The organism is Actinomadura macra NBRC 14102 (genome assembly GCF_001552215.1).
GTDB classification, from domain to species: domain Bacteria; phylum Actinomycetota; class Actinomycetes; order Streptosporangiales; family Streptosporangiaceae; genus Spirillospora; species Spirillospora macra.
In genome coordinates, this window is record NZ_BCQT01000006.1 from 500,039 (window position 1) to 519,423 (window position 19,385).

A 19,385-nucleotide genomic window follows, 5' to 3' on the forward strand; every position below is an offset into this window, starting at 1 on the left:
CCGACGGTAGCCGAGAACGGGCATCGCAGCATCAACGCCCTCAGGCGGGGGTAAGACCACAATTACGGAGGGTCAACGCATGTGGAGAGCGTTCACGGCACGCCGGATCGCGGCGGCCGCGGCTTACGGGGGCGGGGGCATCACGGCCCTCGGCGGCATCACGTTCGGGCTCGTGGTCATGGAGGCCAGGCTCGCACGCAAGATCATCCAGGCGACGCCCAACGCCGACCCGCCGGTCGCGGACGGCCTCTACGGCGAATCGCTGGACGGGTCCCCGCTGTCCCTGGTCATGATCGGGGATTCCACGGCCGCCGGGCTCGGCGTCCACGACCCGGAGGAGACGCCCGCGGCGCTGCTGGCGTCCGGGCTGTCCGCCATCGCGGACCGGCCCGTCCGGCTGACGAACGTCGCCCGGCCCGGTTCGCGCTCGCACGCGCTCCCCGAGCAGGTCGGGCAGGCTCTCCAGGTGCGCCCCGACATGGCCGTCATCATGATCGGCGCGAACGATGTGACCGGACGGGTGCCCGCCGCCGAGTCCGTCCGGCACCTCGCGGACGCGGTCGGGCGGCTCCGGGCGTCCGGCTGCCACGTCGTCGTGGGCACCTGCCCCGACCTCGGGTCGGTGAAGCCGCTCATGCAGCCGCTGAAATGGATCGCCCGGCGCGCCAGCCGCCAGCTCGCCGCCGCCCAGACGATCGCCGTCGTCGAACACGGCGGACGCTCGGTCTCCCTGGGCGACCTGCTCGGACACGAGTTCGCCGCCGACCCGCGCTCGATGTTCAGCGAGGACCGCTACCACCCGTCCGCCCGCGGCTACGCCGCCGCGTCCGCCGCCGTCCTGCCGTCGATGGCGCACGCGCTCGGCCTGGAACCCGACATGCCCGATCCGCTCCTCGGCGAGGGCGTCCTCCCGGTCTACCTCGCCGCGGCCGAGGCCGCCGAGGTCTCGGGCACCGAGGTCTCCGGCGCGTCGGTCGCCGGGCGCGACCGCGGCCCCCGCGGCCGCTGGGCCACCCTCCTGCGCCGCCGCTCCGTCCCCGACATCACGCCCGCAGCCCCCGACGTGGCCTGATCCCTCTTCCTCGTCGTCCGGGACAGTCGCAAGACATCTTCAGCGGGTCCGACGGCGATTAGGCGGAGGCGGCGCGGGTTGATCCGGCGAGGGGCCGTTCGGGGACGTTAAGAATCCCGATGGGCCGAAGCCGGCCCTCGACGCCGGCGAGTGGCGCGCGTTCCTCTCCGAGATCAGACGAGCCCCGTGATCCCGTGGGGACCGGGGCCCGTCCGGTCACCAATGACGAGCCCCGGTCGTTTTCCGCGACCTGCCCCGCCGCCGTCCGCGCAGAGGCGGCCCGGCCGGGCGCGTGCTTACAGCCTGTGCCCTCCCGGTCCCGCTCGCATGGGGCGCGTGTCACAGTGGGGCCGGGATTTGCGGGAGAAGCGAGCGGACGCGTCTATTGGACGTCTTGCCAGCCCTCAGTGGGACCCGACATGTACGGGCGACGAGGCCGGGGGCTAGATTGCTGGTGACCGGCGGGTAACACTGTCCCCTCTGGGAGCCCGCCCAGGTCTTGGCAGACAGGCCCGCTGAGACAGGAGACCCGCACATGCCCGAGGCAGTCATCGTCGCCACCGCGCGCTCACCGATCGGCCGCGCCTTCAAGGGGTCCCTCAAGGACATCCGGCCCGACGACCTCACCGCCCAGATGATCACCGCCGCGATGGCCAAGGTGCCGCGACTCGACCCCGCGCAGATCGATGACCTGCTGCTCGGGTGCGGTCTGCCCGGTGGGGAGCAGGGCTACAACATGGCGCGCGTGGTGTCGGTCCTGCTGGGCTGGGACGATGTGCCCGGCGCGACCGTCACGCGGTACTGCTCGTCGTCGCTCCAGACGACCCGGATGGCGCTGCACGCGATCAGGGCCGGTGAGGCCGATGTCATCGTCTCGGCCGGGGTCGAGACCGTCAGCCGCTTCGCCAAGGGCAGCAGCGACGGGCTGCCCGACACGAAGAACCCGGTATTCGCCGGGGCCGAGGGCCGGACCGCCAAGTCCGCCGAGGGCGGCGCGCCGGTGTGGCACGACCCCCGGGAGGATGGCGCCGTCCCCGACATCTACATCGCGATGGGGCAGACCGCCGAGAACGTGGCCTCGATGCGCGGGGTGACCCGGCAGGCGCAGGACGAGTTCGGCGTCCGCTCGCAGAACCTCGCCGAAAAGGCCCTCGCCAACGGGTTCTGGGAAACCGACATCACTCCGGTCACGCTGCCGGACGGGACGGTCGTCGCCAAGGACGACGGTCCCCGGGCCGGCACGACCTACGAGAAGGTCTCCCAGCTTCAGCCGGTGTTCCGGCCGGACGGGACGGTCACGGCGGGCAACTGCTGCCCGCTGAACGACGGTGCCGCCGCGGTCGTCATCATGAGCGACGCCAAGGCCGCCGAGTTGGGCATCACCCCGCTGGCGCGGATCGTCTCGACCGGAGTCACCGGCCTGTCCCCCGAGATCATGGGCCTCGGTCCGGTCGACGCGTCCCGCAAGGCGCTCGCGCGGGCGGGCATGACCATCGACGACATCGATCTGGTGGAGATCAACGAGGCGTTCGCGGCCCAGGTGCTGCCGTCCGCCGAGGACCTCGGCATCGATCTCGACAAGCTGAACGTCAACGGCGGCGCCATCGCGGTGGGGCACCCGTTCGGGATGACCGGCGCGCGGATCACCTCGACGCTGTTGAACGGCCTTCGGTTTCACGACAAGCAGTTCGGTCTGGAGACGATGTGCGTCGGTGGCGGGCAGGGCATGGCGATGGTGCTGGAGCGGCTGTCCTGACGCCCTTCCGGGCGTCCGCATCGTGGAACGCGCGAACGCGCAGGTGACCCCCACGCGGGTCACCTGCGGGTTTCCGGAGGATATCCCCGTTACGAATGATCTACGTAACGTAAAAGATAGGTCCCCGTTAGGGGGTTGTCACATCCCGGTCGCTGTTGCAGAGTCGGCAGGAAGAGCCCCGCGACCTGGAGGTGCCAATTGTCACTGAACCACTCGCCGGAGACGCACAGCAAGCTGATAGCCCGCATTCCGCAAGTCACAGGACGTGACATCCCCGAGTGGTTCACCGCCATCGAGAACGGACCGTCGTTCTCCCGCTGCGAGGAACGCTGCACCTGGCTGGCCGACGAGCACAACCTCTCCCACGGCTACGCCGCGGCGCTGGTGCGCGAGCACGAGCGCGCGCGCCGCGCCCGACACTACTGAACAACGCTCACACAAACTTGGTGGGATCCCGCCAACGGATGTCCTCCGCCGTCGTGCCGGACCGCCGCCACGACTCTGGCGCAGAGATCCCACAACGATCAGCCCCTCCGCCTGTGCAGGCGGAGGGGCTGATCGTTGTTCTGGGGCACGCCAGGGCCCATCTCGACGACTTCACCCCGTCACGCGAGCTGGTCGCGAAGCGATGACGCGCGTAGGTTCAGTCTCTCCCGGAGAAGTAGGACAGCAGGCGGAGCATCTCCAGGTAGATCCACACGAGGCTGAGGACCAGGCCGAACGCGCAGTACCAGGCGAACTTCTCCGGTGCTCCCGAGCGGACGCCCTGCTCGATGGCGTCGAAGTCCAGCAGCAGGAAGAAGCAGCCGACGAGGATCGCGGCGACGCTGAAGACGTAGGCGAGGGGGTTGCCGGGGTCGCGGATGCCGATCCCGTCGTCGCCGCCGAAGACCTGCACGAGCAGGTTGACGAGCATCAGCCCGATCAGCGCGAAGCCCGCCGCGATGACGAACCGTCCGAACTTCGGCGTGACGCGAACGATCCGCAGCGCGTACACGGCGAGCGTCGCCGCGAACGCCAGGGCCGTGCCCACCACGGCTTGGAAGGCCACCCCGTGGTAGATGTCGTTGTAGGAGTGGCTGATGATGCCGACCGCGACGCCGTAGACGGCGGCGAACGCCAGCACCAGCGGCGCGTTGGCCTTGCGGCCGAAGGTGATGAACGCCCAGATCCCGATCTCCGCGATGAGCGCGACGATCAGGACGGGCGCCGCGAGGCTCGTGGGCACCAGCGCCCACGCCAGCGCCGCGGTGATCATCAGTGTGGCCAGAGTCATGAATCCGCGGACGACGACGTCGTCCATGGTCATGGGGCGTGTGTCCGGGGGCGCGTAGCCGGGCGGTGCACCACCCGGTGCGCCGCTGTAGGGCTGCGTGCCGTACTGGCCGCCGTAGGGCTGTGCCCCGTAACCCGCGGTGCCGTATCCCGGGCCTGCGGCCCGCCGACCGAAGGCATCACCCCGGAATGCCGGGTTTCTGCTCTCCATTAAAGCCTCCATGTTGGGCGACCTGGTGACCAGTCTAAGCGGCGGACGCGCACCGTCCGCGGACCGACGTCCGGAAGGCGTCCGGCCGGTGCCCCAGGCAGGGCGCCGGCCGGTCGTCGGGTGCCCCTGGTCGGGCTCGAACCGACACATAGGCTCTTTTAGGGAACCTGCCTCTGCCATTGGGCTACAGGGGCGGCGTCATCATACCGGGATGCCATCGGATGTCCGGTGAAGTGATATTCGACTGAGACCACATATGTCCCAGGACACGCCACCGTCTCCCTTCGCGGCTCCCCTTGGACAACAAAATCCCAGGTCAGCTGCCTGATGTGATTTTCCGAACGAGATAGGACACTCCGGAAAAAGGCGCGCCTTAACGGCTTATTACGGCGCGCCCTTCCACCAGGGTGGTACCGGCACGACCATCTCGGTCACGGCGAATTGCACAGATTTCATTCATACCGATGCGGCCGCTCTCGCACGCCAGCGCGGACGCCGCGAGGTATAGCAGCCACACCCGGGCACGACCTGTCCCGGCGAGTTCCGCGCACTCGGCCCAATGACGTTGCAGGTTGGCCGCCCACGCTCGCAACGTCCGCGCGTGGTGCTCGCGCAGGGCACCGACGGCCCGGACCTCAAGGCCCGCGTCCTCCAACTCGCCGACGATCGCGCCGAGCGGCCGGAGCTCACCGTCCTCGGGGAACATGTAACTGGTCGTGAACGTGCGGCGGATCTGGTGCGGGCCGGGGCGGCGCGCCGGCTGCTGGAGGACGAGACGCCCGCCGGGCGCCAGCAGCTCGTACAGCCGGGACGTGGAGCGGTCGATGGACTCGATGCCCGCCAGCCCGACGATCGCGTCGTACGGCCCGTCCCCCGCCTCAGCCAGATCCCAGCCCCGGGCCTGCACGTCGGTATCGGTCTCGGCCGCCACGGCGCGGACGTGGTCGGCCTGTTCGGAAGTGCGGGCCAGCCCCACCACGCGGGCGCCGCACTCGGTGGCGGCATAGCGGGCGAACGCGCCCCAGCCGCAGCTCAGGTCGAGGAGCCGGGCGCCGGGGAAGAGCCCGAGCCGTTCGGCCACGGCGCGGTGCGCGGCGTCCTGCGCTTCATCCAGGTCGACGGCTTGGTCCCACAATCCGGTGCTGTGCGCCAGCCCGTCCCCGAACACCCGGACGAAGAACTCCGCCGACTCCGCCATCGGCTCGGCGGCACGACCGGGCGCGAACTCCTCCGGCGGCGCTTTCGGCTCGGGCCCGACGGCGCCGAGCATCACCGCCGTCCGGACGATGTCGCGCTTGTCGTCGCCGCTCAGCCGGATCGGCCGGTCCCCGCTGCGCATCACCTGCTGGACGGCGTCCAACGCGGCGAAGACGTCGCCCTCGATGTCCAGCTCACCGGCCACGTAGGCGCGGACGAGCCCCATCTCGCCCGGTTTCCACAGCAGCCGGCGCAGCGCCCGCCGGTTCCGGATCACGAACGCGGGCGCGCCGTCCGGGCCGGCGGAGCTGCCGTCCCACGCCCGTACCTGGATCGGCAGCTCGTTCTCGGCCTCCCGCCCCTCACCAAGCATGATCTTGGTGAGCAGGGGAGCCAGCCTGGAGGCGACTCCTGTCATGGGGCGCGCCTCCTCGGGGGCCGGTGTCAGGTGTCCTGACGCCTCCCGGCCGCCAGCTCGAACTCCTGGCGGGGCCACTCCAGCTCGCCGAGCGAGACGATCTCACGCCGGAAGAACAGGGCGAGCGTCCAGTCAGCGGTAATCCGGAACTTGCGGTTCACGGTCGGCATCCGAGACAGATGGTATGTGCGGTGCATGAGCCAGGCGAGAACGCCCCGGAGTTTCAGCCCGTAGACGTTCGCCACGCCCTTGTGCAGCCCGAGACTCGCCACCGAACCGACATAGGCGTGCTTGTAGGGCTTGCGGGTCTTGCCGCGCAGGTCCGCGACGATGTTGTCGCCGAGCACCTTCGCCTGCCGGACCGCGTGCTGGGCGTTCGGCGCGGTGAAGTCGCCGGTGTCGGTCAGGTCCGGGACGGCGGCGTTGTCGCCCGCGGCGTAGACGTGCTCCAGCCCCTCGACGGTCAGCTCCACCGTCGCCTTGATCCGGCCCTTGGCGTCGAGGGGGAGGTCGCTGTCGCCGACGACCGGATGCGGTTTCACCCCGGCCGTCCACACGAGCGTGCCCGCCTCGAACTCCTCGCCGTCGCTCAGCACGATTTGCCGTTTCTCGGCGGACTTCAGCAGCGTCTCCAGCTTGACCTCGATGCCGCGGCGGCGCAGCGCCTCCTCCGTCCAGCGGCCCATCTCGGGTCCGACCTCGGGCAGGATCCGGCCGGTCGCCTCGACCATCATCCAGCGCATCTCGTCGGCGTCGATGTTCGGGTACCACCGGCAGGCGTCCCGCGCCATGTCCTCCAGCTCGGCCAGCGCCTCGATCCCCGCGAACCCGGCACCGACGAACACGAACGTCAACGCCCGCCGTCTGATCTTCTCGTCGCCGGGGTTGGACGCGGCGATGTCGAGCTGGTGCAGGACGTGGTTGCGCAGGAAGATGGCCTCCTCGACGGTCTTGAACCCGATCCCGCATTCGGCGAGGCCCGGGATCGGCAGCGTGCGCGAGACCGAACCGAGCGCCACCACCAGCAGGTCATAGCCGATCCGCCGGTCCGCGGCGCCGGTCGAGTCCGCGCCGGCGGGGCGGACGGTGACCGTCCGCGAGGCGTCCTCGATGCGCGTCACGAAGCCGTTCATGATCCGGCAGCGGCCGAGCACCCGCCGCAGCGGCGCCACGACGTGCCTCGGCTCCAGGTTCCCGGCTGCCGCCTCGGGCAGGAACGGCTGGTAGGTCATGTAGGACTGCGGATCGATGACGGTCACCACCACCTCCCCGCGCCGCAGCTCGGATCTGAGCTTCTTCTGCAGGCGCAGGGCCGTGTACATGCCGACGTACCCACCGCCGACGATCACGATGTGCTGGGCGGAGCCCGTGGTGCGCTCGGATGGCATAACAGGAGCGATACCCGCATAGGCGGCCACCTCACCTTGATCGCAAATCGGGCAGTCACGATGATCGATCATCCGGCGACCAAGATCCAGATGATCAAACCCGTCGCGGCACCGAACTTCTCTCGCCGCACCGGCATCACACAGGTGTACCGCCAGAAAGTAGACGGCGGGGACAGGGCCAGACGGGGGCGTCAAGCGGCCGGAACCGGCGGGCCGCAACAGGGGTCGGCTCCTCACCGGCCGGCCGCTTGGCCTAGGCCCTGCCCCGTCGTCGCCCATTTCTAGGGGGATCCCACATGCCACGCATCATCTTGGGAACGCTCGCCGCCGCAGCCGTCGCCGCGTCCTTGACGGCCTGCGGCTCCACCACCAACGCGGGCCGGACCTCGGCGGGCGGTGATCTGTCGAGCGCGCCCAGCGCTCCGGCCGCCGGTACCCCGTCGCCCGAGGGCCCGACGTCGGGCGGCCCGACGCAAGGCGCGCCGTCCGCGGGCGCCCCGACCACCGGGTCGCCGACCAACGGAACGCCTGGCGCTTCGCAGGGCGGGGCCGGCACCGGCCCGGCAACGAACCCGCGAGCGCTCCGCTGTACCACCCCGATGCTCAAGGCGTCGCTGACCGACTACGACGCGGGAGCGGGCCAGCGCTACCTGACGCTCGTCCTCACCAACACGTCCTCGCGGTCCTGCACCACCGGCGGCTGGTCCGGGCTCGCCCAGGCCGGAGCGAACGGGGCCATCCGGACCCAGGTCGTCCGCGAGGGGACGGCGCACACGATCACCCTGTCGCCCGGCGGCAGCGCCTACGAGAAGCTGCACTGGACCGTGGTCCCGGCCGACGACGAGACCGGCGCGACGTGCCAGCCCGTCCCGTCCAGCCTGCGGGTGATCCCGCCGAACGAGGCGACACGGCTGACCGCGCCGTGGAGCTACGGCCCGGTGTGCCAGCACGGCCGTATCAGCCTGACACCGCTCTCCCTCACTCCCTAGCGTCTCCCTGGCGTCAGGCGTAGTCGCGGGCGCGGGTGAAGAGGTCGTCGAGCATGCTCTCGGTGACCCGTCCGGTGAACGTGTTCTGCTGGCTCGGGTGGTAGCAGCCCAGCATCAGGACCGGGTCGCGGCGGGTCACCGAGGACGGCGGCGCCACCTCGACCTCCGCTCCGTGCCCGAACGCCGGACGGGGACGCGGCAGCCCGTAACCGGCCTGCCGCAGTGCCGGCCACACGCCCTGCCACGCGAACCCGCCGAGGCACACGACGCACCGCACGCTGCGCGCGACGTACTCGACCTCGCGGGCCAGCCACGGCAGGCAGGTCGTGCGCTCCAGCGGGGTGGGCTTGTTGTCGGGCGGCGCGCAGCGGACGGTCGCCACCATCCGCGCGCCGAGCAGCCGCTGCCCGTCCCCGGAGTGGACGCTCGTCGGCTGCGCCGCCAGACCCACCCGGTGCAGCGACGCGAACAGCCAGTCGCCCGACCGGTCGCCGGTGAAGATCCGTCCGGTGCGGTTGCCGCCGTGCGCGGCGGGCGCGAGGCCCACGATCAGGATCCGCGGCTCCGCCTCACCCCACCCGGCGATGGGCCGGCCCCAGTACTCCTCGTCGGCGAACGCCTTGCGCCGCCGCACCGCGACCTCCTCCCGCCACTCGACGAGACGGTCGCACGCGCGGCACACCGACTGCCGGGCGCACAGCTCGTCCAGATCGGGCGCCTTCGCCGCCAACTCGACCACCTCGCCGGCGTCGTGCGCGACGGGGGTGTCGGGCCGGGCGGGGTCGTCCAGCCACCCCGACCCGGGCGGCACGAACGGAGCGTTGCCCATAACCCAATTCTCCCACGCACCCAACATGGTGGCGGGGAGTGGCCGACTGTGCGCGTGACCGATCAGTAGCAGGGTTCATCTCGATACGATGCGTTAGCCGGTCGGGGAGGTGGGTGTCCGGCGCGCGCCATTGCGAAGCGGAGGCATGCCTTGTCGCAACCGGGCTGGTATCCCGACCCCTATGGAACCGGCAGCCTGCGCTGGTGGGACGGTCAGGTCTGGACGGAGCGCCTCAACCCCGAACCCGCCGGTCCGCCCCGGCTGCGGGCACCGGAGCCGCCACGTCAGGAGCCGGTTCAGGAGCGGAATCCGTACTACGCGGCACCCCTGGGGCAGCAGAACGACTGGGGGCGCCAGCACGCGGTCCAGTCGGTCGAGGTGAACGTGCGCGGGCTGCGCCTGCACGCCGACGATCAGGTCGTGTCCTACGGGACCTCGGCGTTCTCCTGGCCCCGGGTGGAATGGGTCGCCTACTGGGCGGCGCAGGTCCCGGCCGATACCGGTCAGCGGACCTCCACCAGGTGGATCTTCCAGGCGGGGCGGTTCCCGTTCCACGGCGGTCCCCGCGTGGAGGTCGTCATCGAACCGGACGCGATGCCCGGTCGTCCCCTCGGCCCGGAGGGCGAGCCGGAGCGCATCTGGGGCCGTCTGATCGAGCTGTGCCGGACCTATGCCGAGCAGCGGCTGGTCGCCGAGCTCGCCGGCCGGGTCAGGGCCGGGGAGTCCATCGACGTGGCACAGGGACTGACCGTCCATCCGGGCGGTGTCCGCGGGAACCGGGTGTCGCTGAGCTGGTCCGCGATCTCCAGCGCCACCGTGGACGGCGGACGCGTCTGGATCCAGCAGTCCGGCAACGCCCAGCCCGTGCTCTACGTGCCGCAGCAGAACCCGAACGCCGTGCTGATCCCGGCGCTGCTAGCCCAGTTCAAGTACTGACCGCCGGGAGCCTCAGACGAGCGACCAGGCGAGACCGTCCAGGATGTCGTGCTCGCTGACGACGACCGCGCCGAACCCGTACTCCCGCATGATGCGGTCGAGGATGAGCGCGCCCGCGCCGATCACGTCCACCCGGCCGGGATGCATGACGCCGAACTCGGCGCGCTCGGCGCGGGTGGCGTGCAGCAGCCGCCGCGTCACCTCGTGCACCTGCGTGCCGGTGATCCGGGACAGGTGGATCCGGGACGAGTCGTACTCGGGCAGGCCGAGGACGATCCCCGCGACGGTGGTGACCGAGCCCGCGAGGCCGACCAGGGTGCGCGCCTCGTCCACCGGGACCGTCTCGCGGACCTGGGCGAGGGCGGTGTCGATGTCGCCGACCGCGTCGGCGATCTGTTCCGGCGACGGCGGGTCGCCGTCCTTGAAGTGCCGCTCGGTCATCCGCACGCAGCCGATGTCGACCGACCGTGCGGCGTCGGCGGAGGTGCTGCCGAGCACGAACTCCGTGGAGCCGCCGCCGATGTCCACGACGAGGTAGGGCCGGGCAGGACGCAGCCGCGCCAGATCGCCGGTCGCGCCGGTGAACGACAGCGCGGCCTCCTCGTCCCCGGTGATCACCTCAGGCACCACGCCGAAGATCTCGACCACGCCGTCGACGAAGTCGGACCGGTTGGCGGCGTCGCGGGTGGCGCTGGTCGCCACCACCCGGGTCTTGACCGGCCCGCCGCCTGCCTCGGCGCCGTGCCGCTCGATCAGCCGGGCGTACCCGCGCATCGCCGTGAACGTCCGGTCCAGCGCGGCGGGCGAGAGCCGCCCGGTCCGGTCGACGCCCTCGCCGAGCCGGACGATCTCCATCCGGCGCTCCACATCGGTGAGGGTGCCGCCGTCCTCGCCGGTGGCGATGTCGGCGATCAGGAGCCGGACCGAGTTGGTCCCGCAGTCGATGGCGGCGACGCGAGTCACAGATCCTCTCACAGGGCCTCCTCGGTGGTGCGGACGCAGGAACCGGAGCACCACCAGTCCGGCAGCGCGTCCAGCGCCTCCTGGCCGAACGGGTTCGAGCCGGGCACGGCGAGTTCGTGGGCGATGAGGGCGTGCAGGCATTTCACGCGTTCGGGCATACCGCCCGCGCTCTGCATGCCGGGGGGCAGCGGCTCGACGCCGTCCTCGCGGGCGGCCTCGCCGCGGCGGCGCAGGTAGTCCTCGTGGGCGGCGGTGTAGCGGGCCTTCAGGGACGGGTCGCCGGCGAGCCGGTCCTGCATCTCGCGCATCAGCCCGCCGCCCTCCAGCGTCCCGATCGCCGAGGCGGCCTTCGGGCAGGTGAGGTAGAACAGGGTGGGGAACGGGGTGCCGTCGGGCAGCCGCGGCGCCGTCTCGACCACGGCGGGCCGGCCGCACGGGCAACGGTAGGCGACCCGCCGCATCCCGCGCGGTTCCCTCCCGAGCTGCGTCGCGACCGCCGCCACATCGCCGGCATCGATCTTGGCGGTCTTCTCAGAGACCGTTCCAGCCTCCTTGGCCGGCGTCCCTCCCGGGACCGCCGCCCCATGCTGGGGGGACGACCCCCCAGGCCTCCCACCACCTGCTCCGTGAGAGCGATCCTCGATCATCTGTGTCCCCACCCGCGGATCTCGCGATCGGTGTCACGCGTGCACACCACCGGACGCGCCGTCGGCTGTCAGCGCGGCCTGTCGGCGGCCTCCACCGACCGCCACAGTGTCTCGTACCACGGCGGCCTGCTCGGCGTGCCGCCTTTGCGCGTCTGCTGCCCTTCGTTCCCGCCACCGTCCAGGACGATGTAGCACTTCACGTCCGGTCGGCAGTAATGGAGTCTTCGTGTCGCTTCACGCTCAATGTACGACTTATCACCAAGTTGTCGCTTACGTTGGGCGAGCTCGTCGACCTGGCCGCGTGCGACGCCCTCCTTGTGCTGGAGATCGGCGATCTCCTTACGCTGGGCGATGTACTCGCGCACCGGGTAGGCAAGGCTCAGCGCGATGGCGCACACCACGACCGCGAGAATGGCGGCACGGCTGGTCAGCGCGGGGTTGCCGCGGCGCGCACCGTCGTCTTCGGGCTCGGCCCGCTCGGCTCGCGCCGCTCTGGAGCGGGCCTTCTCGTCCTGCGCCATGGCGTGTCCCCTGCCTGTACGAGAGCTGGTGCCGGGGTCCGGGGTGTCCCCCGGTGGGAGCGGGCGGGGCCCGGCGGGCGGGCGTGCCGAACGCCGGGCCGCGTCCGCTCAGCCCTGCGCGCCGAACCTCGGGAACGCGGCGGCGCCGGCGTAGCGGGCCGCGTCGCCGAGCAGTTCCTCGATGCGCAGCAGCTGGTTGTACTTGGCGACGCGGTCGCTGCGGGCCGGGGCACCGGTCTTGATCTGACCGCAGTTGGTCGCGACGGCCAGGTCGGCGATCGTGGTGTCCTCGGTCTCACCGGAGCGGTGGCTCATCATGCAGCGGTAGCCACTGGTCTGCGCGAGCGACACCGCGTCGAGCGTCTCGCTCAGCGTGCCGATCTGGTTGACCTTGACCAGCAGCGCGTTCGCGGCACGGTCCCTGATACCGCGGGCCAGCCGCTCGGGGTTGGTGACGAACAGGTCGTCCCCGACGATCTGGACGCGGTCGCCGACGGCGGCGGTGAGCCCCTCCCAGCCGGCCCAGTCCTCCTCGTCGAGGGGGTCCTCGATGGAGACCAGCGGGTACGCGCCGAGCAGCTCGGCGTAGTAGGCGGCCATGTCGTCGGCGGACCGCTTGGCGCCTTCGAAGGTGTACAGGCCGTCGGAGTGGAACTCGGTGGCGGCGACGTCCAGCGCGAGCGCGATGTCGCGGCCGGGGGTGAAGCCCGCCTTGCCGATCGCCTCCACGATGAGGTCGAGCGCGTCCCGGTTGGAGGGCAGTTCCGGGGCGAAGCCGCCCTCGTCGCCGAGGCCGGTGTTCAGGCCCCGGGACTTCAGCACCGACTTCAGCGCGTGGTAGGTCTCGGCGCCCCAGCGCAGCGCCTCGCTGAAGGTCGCCGCGCCGATCGGCGCGATCATGAATTCCTGGACGTCGACGTTGGTGTCGGCGTGCGCGCCGCCGTTCAGAATGTTCATCATCGGGACGGGCAGCAGGTGCGCGTTGGGGCCGCCCACGTAGCGGAACAGCGGAAGGCCCGCGGAGTCGGCGGCGGCCCTCGCCACGGCGAGGCTGACGCCGAGGATCGCGTTGGCGCCGAGCGCGGACTTGGCGGGGGTGCCGTCCAGGTCGAGCAGGAGATGGTCGATCAGCCGCTGGTCAGAGGCGGGGTATCCGACGAGCTTGTCGTCGATGGTCTCGTTGACGGCCCGGACGGCGTTTCGGACGCCCTTGCCGCCGTACCGCTCGCCGCCGTCGCGCAGCTCGACGGCCTCGAACTGGCCGGTGGACGCGCCGCTCGGGACGGCTGCCGACGCTTCGGTCCCGTCGGCGAGCAGTACCTCGACCTCGACGGTCGGGTTGCCACGGGAATCAAGGATCTCCCGGGCGATAACGGCCTCGATCGACGACACGGCGACTCCCTGATCATGAATGGTCTGGTGCGGTCACCGAGCCTATCCGCCGGTTCCCCGGGCGGCCCAACTGGCTCGCCGTTCTCAAAAGGGGCGCTCGTTACGAAACCGTTCCGGGCAAGCGACTTGACGAACTGATTGCCAACCTTATCTACTGTGCACGTCAAACCGACTTGAGAAGTAGGAAAACATGACATTGCATCGCAGACTCGGCGGACGCATCGCCGCGGTGGCACTGGCCGTTCTCACGGGGGCGGGGACGCTGACTGCGTGCGGCGATGACGGCGGCGAATCCGGCGGCTCCGGTGCGGCCGTCCAGCTCAAGCTCGGATACTTCCCGAACATCACTCACGCTACGGCTCTGGTCGGTGTGCAGAAGGGCATCTTCGCCAAGCACCTCGGCACGGCACCCAAGACGGCGACGTTCAACGCGGGCCCCGCAGCGGTGGAGGCTCTGTTCTCCGGTGCGATCGACGCCACATTCGTGGGGCCGAATCCGGCCATCAACGCATGGGCCAAATCACATGGGAAGGCCGTGCACATCATCTCCGGCGCGGCTTCCGGCGGTGTGTCGCTGGTCGTCAAGCCCGGAATCAACGGAGTCCAAGATCTCAAGGGCAAGAAGATCGCCACTCCGCAGCTCGGCAACACCCAGGACGTGGCGATCCGCTACTGGCTGAAGAAGCAGGGCCTCACCGCGAACAAGGACGGCAGCGGTGACGTCAAGATCGTCCCGCAGGAGAACTCGCAGACCCTCCAGACGTTCGCCGAGGGCCAGATCGACGGCGCCTGGGTCCCCGAGCCCTTCGCCTCGCGCCTGGTCCTGGAGAGCAAGGGCAAGAAGCTGCTGGACGAGAAGACCCTCTGGCCCGGCGGCAAGTTCGTCATCACGAACCTGCTGGTCAGCCAGAAGTTCGAGAAGGCGCACCCGGACCTTGTGAAGAAGCTCCTCCAGGGCGTGGTGGAGAGCAGCGACTTCATCAACAAGAACCCTGAAGAGGCCAAGACCGTCGCCAACGACGCCCTCAGCAAGCTGAGCGGCAAGCCGCTCAAGAAGGACGTCCTGGACTCGGCGTTCAAGGAGATCGAGTTCACGACCGACCCGGTCGCCGGCTCGCTGTTCACCGGGGCCCAGCACGCCGAGGAGGTCGGGCTCCTGGAGAAGACCGACCTGAACGGCATCTACCACCTCACCCCCCTCAACGAGGTGCTCAAGGCGAGCGGGAAGGCACAGGTCAGCGACAAATGACTGCGGCCACGGCGGTCCGGCTAAGTGATGTGTCGAAGGCGTTCGGGGCCGGCAAGGCGTCCCTGCTGGCGCTGGACCAGGTCTCCCTGGACGTGGCGCCCGGCGAGTTCGTGTGCCTGCTCGGCGCCTCCGGGTGCGGCAAGAGCACGCTGCTCAACCTGGTCGCCGACCTCGACCGGCCGAGCGCGGGGACGATCGACAAGAACGGGGCGCGCGTCGCGCTCATGTTCCAGGAGCCGGCCCTGTTCCCCTGGCTGACCGTCACGGGGAACCTGGAGCTGGCCCTGAAGATGCGCGGCGTCCCGCGCCAGGACCGCCGTGGCAAGGCAGCCGAACTACTCGAGTCGGTGCACCTCGGGGGGTTCGCCAAGAGGCGCCCGCACGAGCTGTCAGGTGGCATGCGGCAGCGCGTCGCGCTGGCCCGCGCGCTGGCCCTGACCGTCGAGGAGCAGCAGAACGGGAAGGACTCGGGGGACACGAGCGGCACCGTCCTGCTGATGGACGAGCCGTTCGGCGCCCTCGACGCCATGACCCGCGACCTGCTGCACGACGAGATCGAGCGGATCTGGCGGACGCGCGGCCTGACCGTGCTGTTCGTCACCCACAACGTGCGGGAGGCGGTACGGCTGGGCGACCGGGTCGTGCTGCTCAGCAGCCGCCCCGGCCGGGTCGTGGAGGAGTTCCCCGTACCCATGGATCGTCCCCGGCGGATCGACGCGCCGGACGTGGCCGCGCTCGCCGCGTCCATCACCGACCGGCTACGCGAGGAAGTAGGCCGCCATGGCGCATGACGTGAAGTCCCACAGCGGCCAGGCGCCCGAGATCACGGCGCCCGGCGGACGGCTCGACCGTGAGATCGCGGGGCTGGACGCCCTGGAACTCGGCGGCGGGACGTCACGCAGGCTGCTCCAGCGGGTGTGGTCGGCGACGTGGCCGATGGCCAGCGCCGTGCTCATCGCGCTGGCCGCCTGGCAGTTGGTGGTGTGGAGCGGCTGGAAGGAGCCGTGGGTCCTGCCCGGCCCCGCCGACACCCTGCCGGTCTTCAAGGACCAGGTCACGAGCTCCCGGTTCTGGGAGGCGGTGGCCCTGACGATGCAGCGCGCCCTGGTCGGGTTCGCGCTCGCCGTCGCGATCGGTGTGCTGATCGGCGCGCTGGTGTCGCAGTTCCGGGTGCTGCGCCGGGCGTTCGGGTCGCTGATCACCGGGCTCCAGACGATGCCGTCGATCGCGTGGTTCCCGCTCGCGATCCTGCTGTTCCAGCTCAGCGAGAGCGCGATCCTGTTCGTGGTGGTGCTCGGCGCCGCCCCGTCCATCGCCAACGGGCTGATCGCGGGCGTCGACTACACCCCGCCGATCCTGCTGCGCGCCGGCAAGGTGATGGGGCTGCGGGGCCTGAACCTGTACCGGCACCTGATCATGCCGGCGTCGCTGCCCTCGTTCGTGGCGGGGCTGAAGCAGGGCTGGGCGTTCGCCTGGCGCAGCCTGATGGCCGGCGAGCTGCTGGTCATCATCGGCGACACCACCTCGCTCGGCGTGCTGCTGTCGCAGGCGCGCGAGCTCAACAACACCGCCGACATGATCTCCTACATGATCGTCATCTTGATCATCGGCATCGTGATCGACCAGCTGTTCGGCTTCGTGGACCGCTCGATCCGGACCCGCTGGGGCGTCGACCAGGACTGAACGATCTTTTTACCCCCGCACCACGGTCGTGTTTGCCCCGCTCTGGCAAGAAAGAACGGGTAGTGGCAAACACGCAGTGGAGGTCGTCATCCATGTCCGGCGCCGCCGCTCCCTCGGGGGCCTGACCCACTGGGTCTGGCGGGTCGCGCTCCGGCACCCGGAGATCCGCGTCCGGGTGACGCTTTCGGCGGTCCTCGCGGCGCTGGTGCTGTCCACGGCGTTGTACGTGGTGCTCCTGGCGGTGGTGCGGCGGCAGGCGGTCGCCAACGGGGTGGACGACCTGGCGCGGGAGGGCCGGCGGGTCGCGACGGTGATCCACTCCGGGGCGCTCGGCCCGCGCGTCTACGGCTCCGATGACCAGCGGATCCAGGTCCAGGACGAAAAGGGCCGGGTGGTCGCCTCCAGCCCACCCATGGAGGGGCGACCCCCGGTCCGGTTCCCGCCACCGCCGAACGACGACGCGCGCCGTGACGGCCGCACCTGCACGGTGGACGCGCCGGGCGGGCGGTGCTTCCTCGTCGTGGTGTACCGGGTGGGCGTGGGCAGGGCGCAGCGCCTCGTCTACACGCTGGAGCCCGAGCCTGGCCTGCTGCCGCGCCCGCTGCTGGCGGGCCTGCTGGCGCTCGGCATCCCCCTCATCACCGGGCTGGCGGGCTGGGGCACCTGGCTGTCGGCGGGCCGCACGCTGCGCCCGGTCGACGCGATCCGCCGCGAGCTGGACGAGATCACCGCCACCGACCTGGAACGCCGGGTACCGGTGCCGTCCCGCCGCGACGAGGTGGCACTGCTCGCCCGCAGCGTCAACGCGACCCTCGACCGGCTGGAGAAGGCCGTCGCGCGGCAGCGCGCCTTCGTCTCGGACGTCTCCCACGAGCTCCGCAGTCCCCTCACCGGGCTGCGGATGGAGCTGGAACTGGCCCTCGCCGACCCGGACGCCACCGACCTTCCCGAGACGCTCCGGGCCGTGCTGGACAACACCGACCGGCTCACCGCGGTGGTGGACGACCTGCTGGCGCTGGCGCGGCTGGAGGCCGACCAGGACTTCGCACGCGAGGTGGTGGACCTGACCGAGCTGGTGGACCAGGAGGTGCTGCGCCGCCCCCGCCGCTCGCAGGTGACCGTCCTGTCGGAGGGACCGGTGCGGGTGAACGGCGGGCGCAGCGAACTGGCGCGGCTGCTGACCAACCTCCTCGACAACGCCGACCGGCACGCGGCCGGCGCGGTGACGGTGATCGTGGGGACGGCGCTGCCCGCGACCGCGCTGGTCGAGGTGATCGACGACGGCATCGGGATCGCCCCCGAGGACCGGGAGCGGGTCTTCGAACGCTTCACCCGCCTCGCCGAGGGGCAGCACCGCGACGCCGGCGGAACGGGACTCGGACTCGCCATCTCCCGCGACATCGCCGAGGCGCACGGCGGCAAGCTCGCCCTCACAGACCGCGCCGACGGCTACCCCGGCGCCCGCTTCGTCCTACGGCTGCCTAGCGCAAGACCAGCCCGAGAAGACGGCGCCTAATGCGCCCCGGCCCCCAGAGGCGGGGCTCGCCTTCGGCTCCGGCCCACCGGTCAGGTCGCGCGCTCGCGTGACACTTGAGGCCGCTGGTTACCCGGCTTAGCCCAGTTCCGTTAGTTCGTCCTCTAGGCGTTGGTGCTCGGCCTCCAGGATCTCTATCTGGCCCGCCAGCTCTTCGCGGGCGGCGAGGTCCTGGCCCGCGTCCACGAAATCGCGGGGAGCATCGGGGGGCGGCGACAGGTCGCTGCGCAGTCGGGCGAGGTCCTCGTCGATCACGCGGAGTCTTTCCCGCCTCTCGGCGTCGTTCATGATCCTCCTCAGATACGGATGACGGTCTTGCCTCTCGCACCGCCCGCGCGGTTGTCCGCCAACGCCTCCGGTGCCTGTTCCAGCGGCACTTCGCGCTCGATCACGACCCGCAGCGTGCCCGCGTCGATGAGGTCGGAAACCCTGGCCAGCAGCGCCGCGGTGGGCGCGCCCTCGAAGTTGACGCCGCGGATCTCCTGGGCGGCCATCGAGTCGGGGTTCACCGACCATGTGGTGCTGACGTAGGTCCCGCCCGGCCGGAGCAGCCGCGCGAGCGCCTCGGTGCGGGCGGTGTCGCTGACCATGTCCAGGACGGCGTCGACGCCGTCCGAGTGCGCGGCGAGCACCTGCTCGTTGAGGTCGCCGGCCGAGTGGTCGACGGTCTCGTCCGCGCCGAGCCCCCGCATCGTCGCGGCCATGTCGTCGCGGGCGGTGGCGATCACCTTGGCGCCGGTGGCGGCGGCGAGTTGCACCGCGGCCTGGCCGACACCGCCGGTCGCCCCCACGACCAGGACGGTCTGTCCGGTGTCGACGCGTGCGGTCTCGACGATCTCCAGGGCGCTCATGCACGCGGTCGGCACCGCCGCGGCCTGGGTGTAGATCATTCCCTCGGGCATCGGCCCGACCGGGCCGTGCTCGTCGGCGAGGGTGTACTCGGCGTAGGTGCCGAGGCCCCGCGCGACGCCGAAGAAGGATCCGTAGACCTGTTCGCCGTGGCGCAGCCTGGTCACGCCGTCGCCGGCGTCTTCCACGACGCCCGCGCCGTCCTGGCCGAGGACGAGCGGGAACGGCGCGTCCACGTCGTCCTTGAGCATGCCGTCGGCGACCTTCCAGTCGAGCGGGTTGAGACCGGCGGCGATCAGCTTCACCAGGATCTCCCCCGGGCCGGGCTCCGGGCGCGGCACGTGCGTCAGCGCGGGTGTCGCGCCGTACTCGGACACGGCGATGGCTCGCATGTCGATCGTTCCCCCCGATCGGATCTTTCGGGGCGCAAAGCCCCGAAAGTCGATCTACCCGACCGTCGAACGATCACACGACCG

The 19,385-nt window shown here is 70.9% G+C and carries 19 protein-coding genes and 1 tRNA gene; 9 read left to right on the forward strand and 11 right to left on the reverse strand.

Features of this window, described 5'->3' with window-relative positions; all coding sequences use genetic code 11:
• The first annotated feature begins 79 nt into the window (after window positions 1-79).
• The 3 genes from AMA02S_RS11470 to AMA02S_RS11480 all read left to right on the forward strand — a co-directional run bounded on the left by AMA02S_RS11470 (window position 80) and on the right by AMA02S_RS11480 (window position 3,254).
• Window positions 80-1,072, forward strand: a complete 993-nt coding sequence (locus AMA02S_RS11470; protein ID WP_067455889.1) for an SGNH/GDSL hydrolase family protein — start codon at window positions 80-82, stop codon at window positions 1,070-1,072.
• A gap of 535 nt (window positions 1,073-1,607) precedes the next feature.
• Entirely contained in the window at window positions 1,608-2,828 is a 1,221-nt protein-coding gene (locus tag AMA02S_RS11475) for an acetyl-CoA C-acetyltransferase (protein ID WP_067455892.1), read from the forward strand.
• 198 nt (window positions 2,829-3,026) lie between these two features.
• Window positions 3,027-3,254, forward strand: coding sequence for a DUF4287 domain-containing protein (locus AMA02S_RS11480; RefSeq protein ID WP_067455898.1), 228 nt, complete (start codon window positions 3,027-3,029; stop codon window positions 3,252-3,254).
• Window positions 3,255-3,471: 217 nt separating this feature from the next.
• Here the strand turns inward: AMA02S_RS11480 and AMA02S_RS11485 are convergent, their stop codons facing one another.
• The 4 genes from AMA02S_RS11485 to AMA02S_RS11500 all read right to left on the reverse strand — a co-directional run bounded on the left by AMA02S_RS11485 (window position 3,472) and on the right by AMA02S_RS11500 (window position 7,317).
• Complete coding sequence (locus AMA02S_RS11485; RefSeq protein ID WP_067455901.1) at window positions 3,472-4,314, reverse strand: Bax inhibitor-1/YccA family protein; 843 nt, start codon at window positions 4,312-4,314, stop codon at window positions 3,472-3,474.
• Window positions 4,315-4,435: 121 nt separating this feature from the next.
• Window positions 4,436-4,508 (reverse strand) — tRNA-Leu (locus AMA02S_RS11490).
• Window positions 4,509-4,687: 179 nt separating this feature from the next.
• Entirely contained in the window at window positions 4,688-5,929 is a 1,242-nt protein-coding gene (locus AMA02S_RS11495; protein ID WP_067455908.1) for a class I SAM-dependent methyltransferase, read from the reverse strand.
• Window positions 5,930-5,955: 26 nt separating this feature from the next.
• Complete coding sequence (locus tag AMA02S_RS11500) at window positions 5,956-7,317, reverse strand: NAD(P)/FAD-dependent oxidoreductase (protein WP_067455911.1); 1,362 nt, start codon at window positions 7,315-7,317, stop codon at window positions 5,956-5,958.
• Window positions 7,318-7,613: 296 nt separating this feature from the next.
• On the opposite strand from AMA02S_RS11500, the gene AMA02S_RS11505 reads away from it, so the two are divergent.
• Complete coding sequence (locus AMA02S_RS11505) at window positions 7,614-8,306, forward strand: DUF4232 domain-containing protein (protein WP_067455913.1); 693 nt, start codon at window positions 7,614-7,616, stop codon at window positions 8,304-8,306.
• A 13-nt stretch (window positions 8,307-8,319) separates the two neighbouring features.
• Here the strand turns inward: AMA02S_RS11505 and AMA02S_RS11510 are convergent, their stop codons facing one another.
• The gene (locus tag AMA02S_RS11510) at window positions 8,320-9,135 is read right to left on the reverse strand and encodes a uracil-DNA glycosylase (RefSeq protein WP_067455914.1); all 816 of its coding nucleotides are present in this window, start codon (window positions 9,133-9,135) and stop codon (window positions 8,320-8,322) included.
• 150 nt (window positions 9,136-9,285) lie between these two features.
• Between AMA02S_RS11510 and AMA02S_RS41600 the strand changes: the two genes are divergently transcribed.
• Window positions 9,286-10,071 (forward strand): DUF2510 domain-containing protein, encoded by a 786-nt coding sequence (locus AMA02S_RS41600; RefSeq protein WP_067455918.1) that lies wholly within the window; start codon window positions 9,286-9,288, stop codon window positions 10,069-10,071.
• A 12-nt stretch (window positions 10,072-10,083) separates the two neighbouring features.
• Here AMA02S_RS41600 and AMA02S_RS11520 read toward each other — a convergent pair whose 3' ends face one another.
• The 4 genes from AMA02S_RS11520 to eno form a co-directional block, all read right to left on the reverse strand.
• Window positions 10,084-11,034: a Ppx/GppA phosphatase family protein gene (locus tag AMA02S_RS11520; RefSeq protein ID WP_067455921.1), complete on the reverse strand. Its 951-nt coding sequence runs from the start codon at window positions 11,032-11,034 to the stop codon at window positions 10,084-10,086.
• A gap of 8 nt (window positions 11,035-11,042) precedes the next feature.
• Window positions 11,043-11,495: a DUF501 domain-containing protein gene (locus tag AMA02S_RS11525; protein WP_245667500.1), complete on the reverse strand. Its 453-nt coding sequence runs from the start codon at window positions 11,493-11,495 to the stop codon at window positions 11,043-11,045.
• A 254-nt stretch (window positions 11,496-11,749) separates the two neighbouring features.
• Window positions 11,750-12,202 (reverse strand): FtsB family cell division protein, encoded by a 453-nt coding sequence (locus tag AMA02S_RS11530; protein WP_084264993.1) that lies wholly within the window; start codon window positions 12,200-12,202, stop codon window positions 11,750-11,752.
• A gap of 108 nt (window positions 12,203-12,310) precedes the next feature.
• On the reverse strand, window positions 12,311-13,594 hold the full coding sequence (gene eno / locus AMA02S_RS11535; RefSeq protein WP_067455924.1) for a phosphopyruvate hydratase: 1,284 nt from the start codon (window positions 13,592-13,594) through the stop codon (window positions 12,311-12,313).
• A gap of 190 nt (window positions 13,595-13,784) precedes the next feature.
• Between eno and AMA02S_RS11540 the strand changes: the two genes are divergently transcribed.
• From AMA02S_RS11540 to AMA02S_RS11555, 4 genes are all read left to right on the forward strand, one after another.
• On the forward strand, window positions 13,785-14,843 hold the full coding sequence (locus tag AMA02S_RS11540) for an ABC transporter substrate-binding protein (RefSeq protein ID WP_067455927.1): 1,059 nt from the start codon (window positions 13,785-13,787) through the stop codon (window positions 14,841-14,843).
• A complete protein-coding gene (locus AMA02S_RS11545; RefSeq protein ID WP_067455929.1) occupies window positions 14,840-15,634 on the forward strand; it encodes an ABC transporter ATP-binding protein in 795 nt (264 codons plus the stop codon). The genes AMA02S_RS11540 and AMA02S_RS11545 overlap by 4 nt, the downstream gene beginning before the upstream one ends.
• Window positions 15,624-16,526: an ABC transporter permease gene (locus AMA02S_RS11550; RefSeq protein WP_067455932.1), complete on the forward strand. Its 903-nt coding sequence runs from the start codon at window positions 15,624-15,626 to the stop codon at window positions 16,524-16,526. Before AMA02S_RS11545 ends, AMA02S_RS11550 begins: the two co-directional genes overlap by 11 nt.
• 76 nt (window positions 16,527-16,602) lie before the next feature.
• On the forward strand, window positions 16,603-18,042 hold the full coding sequence (locus tag AMA02S_RS11555; protein WP_245667456.1) for a sensor histidine kinase: 1,440 nt from the start codon (window positions 16,603-16,605) through the stop codon (window positions 18,040-18,042).
• Window positions 18,043-18,138: 96 nt separating this feature from the next.
• Here AMA02S_RS11555 and AMA02S_RS11560 read toward each other — a convergent pair whose 3' ends face one another.
• A complete protein-coding gene (locus tag AMA02S_RS11560) occupies window positions 18,139-18,348 on the reverse strand; it encodes a hypothetical protein (RefSeq protein WP_067455935.1) in 210 nt (69 codons plus the stop codon).
• Between the two features lie 8 nt (window positions 18,349-18,356).
• A complete protein-coding gene (locus tag AMA02S_RS11565) occupies window positions 18,357-19,301 on the reverse strand; it encodes an NADP-dependent oxidoreductase (RefSeq protein WP_067455938.1) in 945 nt (314 codons plus the stop codon).
• Window positions 19,302-19,385: the final 84 nt, after the last annotated feature.

Coding starts and splice junctions, on each gene's coding strand:
- AMA02S_RS11495 (WP_067455908.1), bottom strand. CDS start 5,929: ATGACAGGAGTCGCCTCCAGGCTGGCTCCCCTGCTCACCAAGATCATG.
- AMA02S_RS11530 (WP_084264993.1), bottom strand. CDS start 12,202: ATGGCGCAGGACGAGAAGGCCCGCTCCAGAGCGGCGCGAGCCGAGCGG.
- AMA02S_RS11505 (WP_067455913.1), top strand. CDS start 7,614: ATGCCACGCATCATCTTGGGAACGCTCGCCGCCGCAGCCGTCGCCGCG.
- AMA02S_RS11525 (WP_245667500.1), bottom strand. CDS start 11,495: ATGCGGCGGGTCGCCTACCGTTGCCCGTGCGGCCGGCCCGCCGTGGTC.
- AMA02S_RS11565 (WP_067455938.1), bottom strand. CDS start 19,301: ATGCGAGCCATCGCCGTGTCCGAGTACGGCGCGACACCCGCGCTGACG.
- AMA02S_RS11540 (WP_067455927.1), top strand. CDS start 13,785: ATGACATTGCATCGCAGACTCGGCGGACGCATCGCCGCGGTGGCACTG.
- AMA02S_RS11510 (WP_067455914.1), bottom strand. CDS start 9,135: ATGGGCAACGCTCCGTTCGTGCCGCCCGGGTCGGGGTGGCTGGACGAC.
- AMA02S_RS11485 (WP_067455901.1), bottom strand. CDS start 4,314: ATGGAGAGCAGAAACCCGGCATTCCGGGGTGATGCCTTCGGTCGGCGG.
- AMA02S_RS11560 (WP_067455935.1), bottom strand. CDS start 18,348: ATGAACGACGCCGAGAGGCGGGAAAGACTCCGCGTGATCGACGAGGAC.
- AMA02S_RS11545 (WP_067455929.1), top strand. CDS start 14,840: ATGACTGCGGCCACGGCGGTCCGGCTAAGTGATGTGTCGAAGGCGTTC.
- AMA02S_RS11475 (WP_067455892.1), top strand. CDS start 1,608: ATGCCCGAGGCAGTCATCGTCGCCACCGCGCGCTCACCGATCGGCCGC.
- AMA02S_RS11500 (WP_067455911.1), bottom strand. CDS start 7,317: ATGCCATCCGAGCGCACCACGGGCTCCGCCCAGCACATCGTGATCGTC.
- AMA02S_RS11550 (WP_067455932.1), top strand. CDS start 15,624: ATGGCGCATGACGTGAAGTCCCACAGCGGCCAGGCGCCCGAGATCACG.
- AMA02S_RS11470 (WP_067455889.1), top strand. CDS start 80: ATGTGGAGAGCGTTCACGGCACGCCGGATCGCGGCGGCCGCGGCTTAC.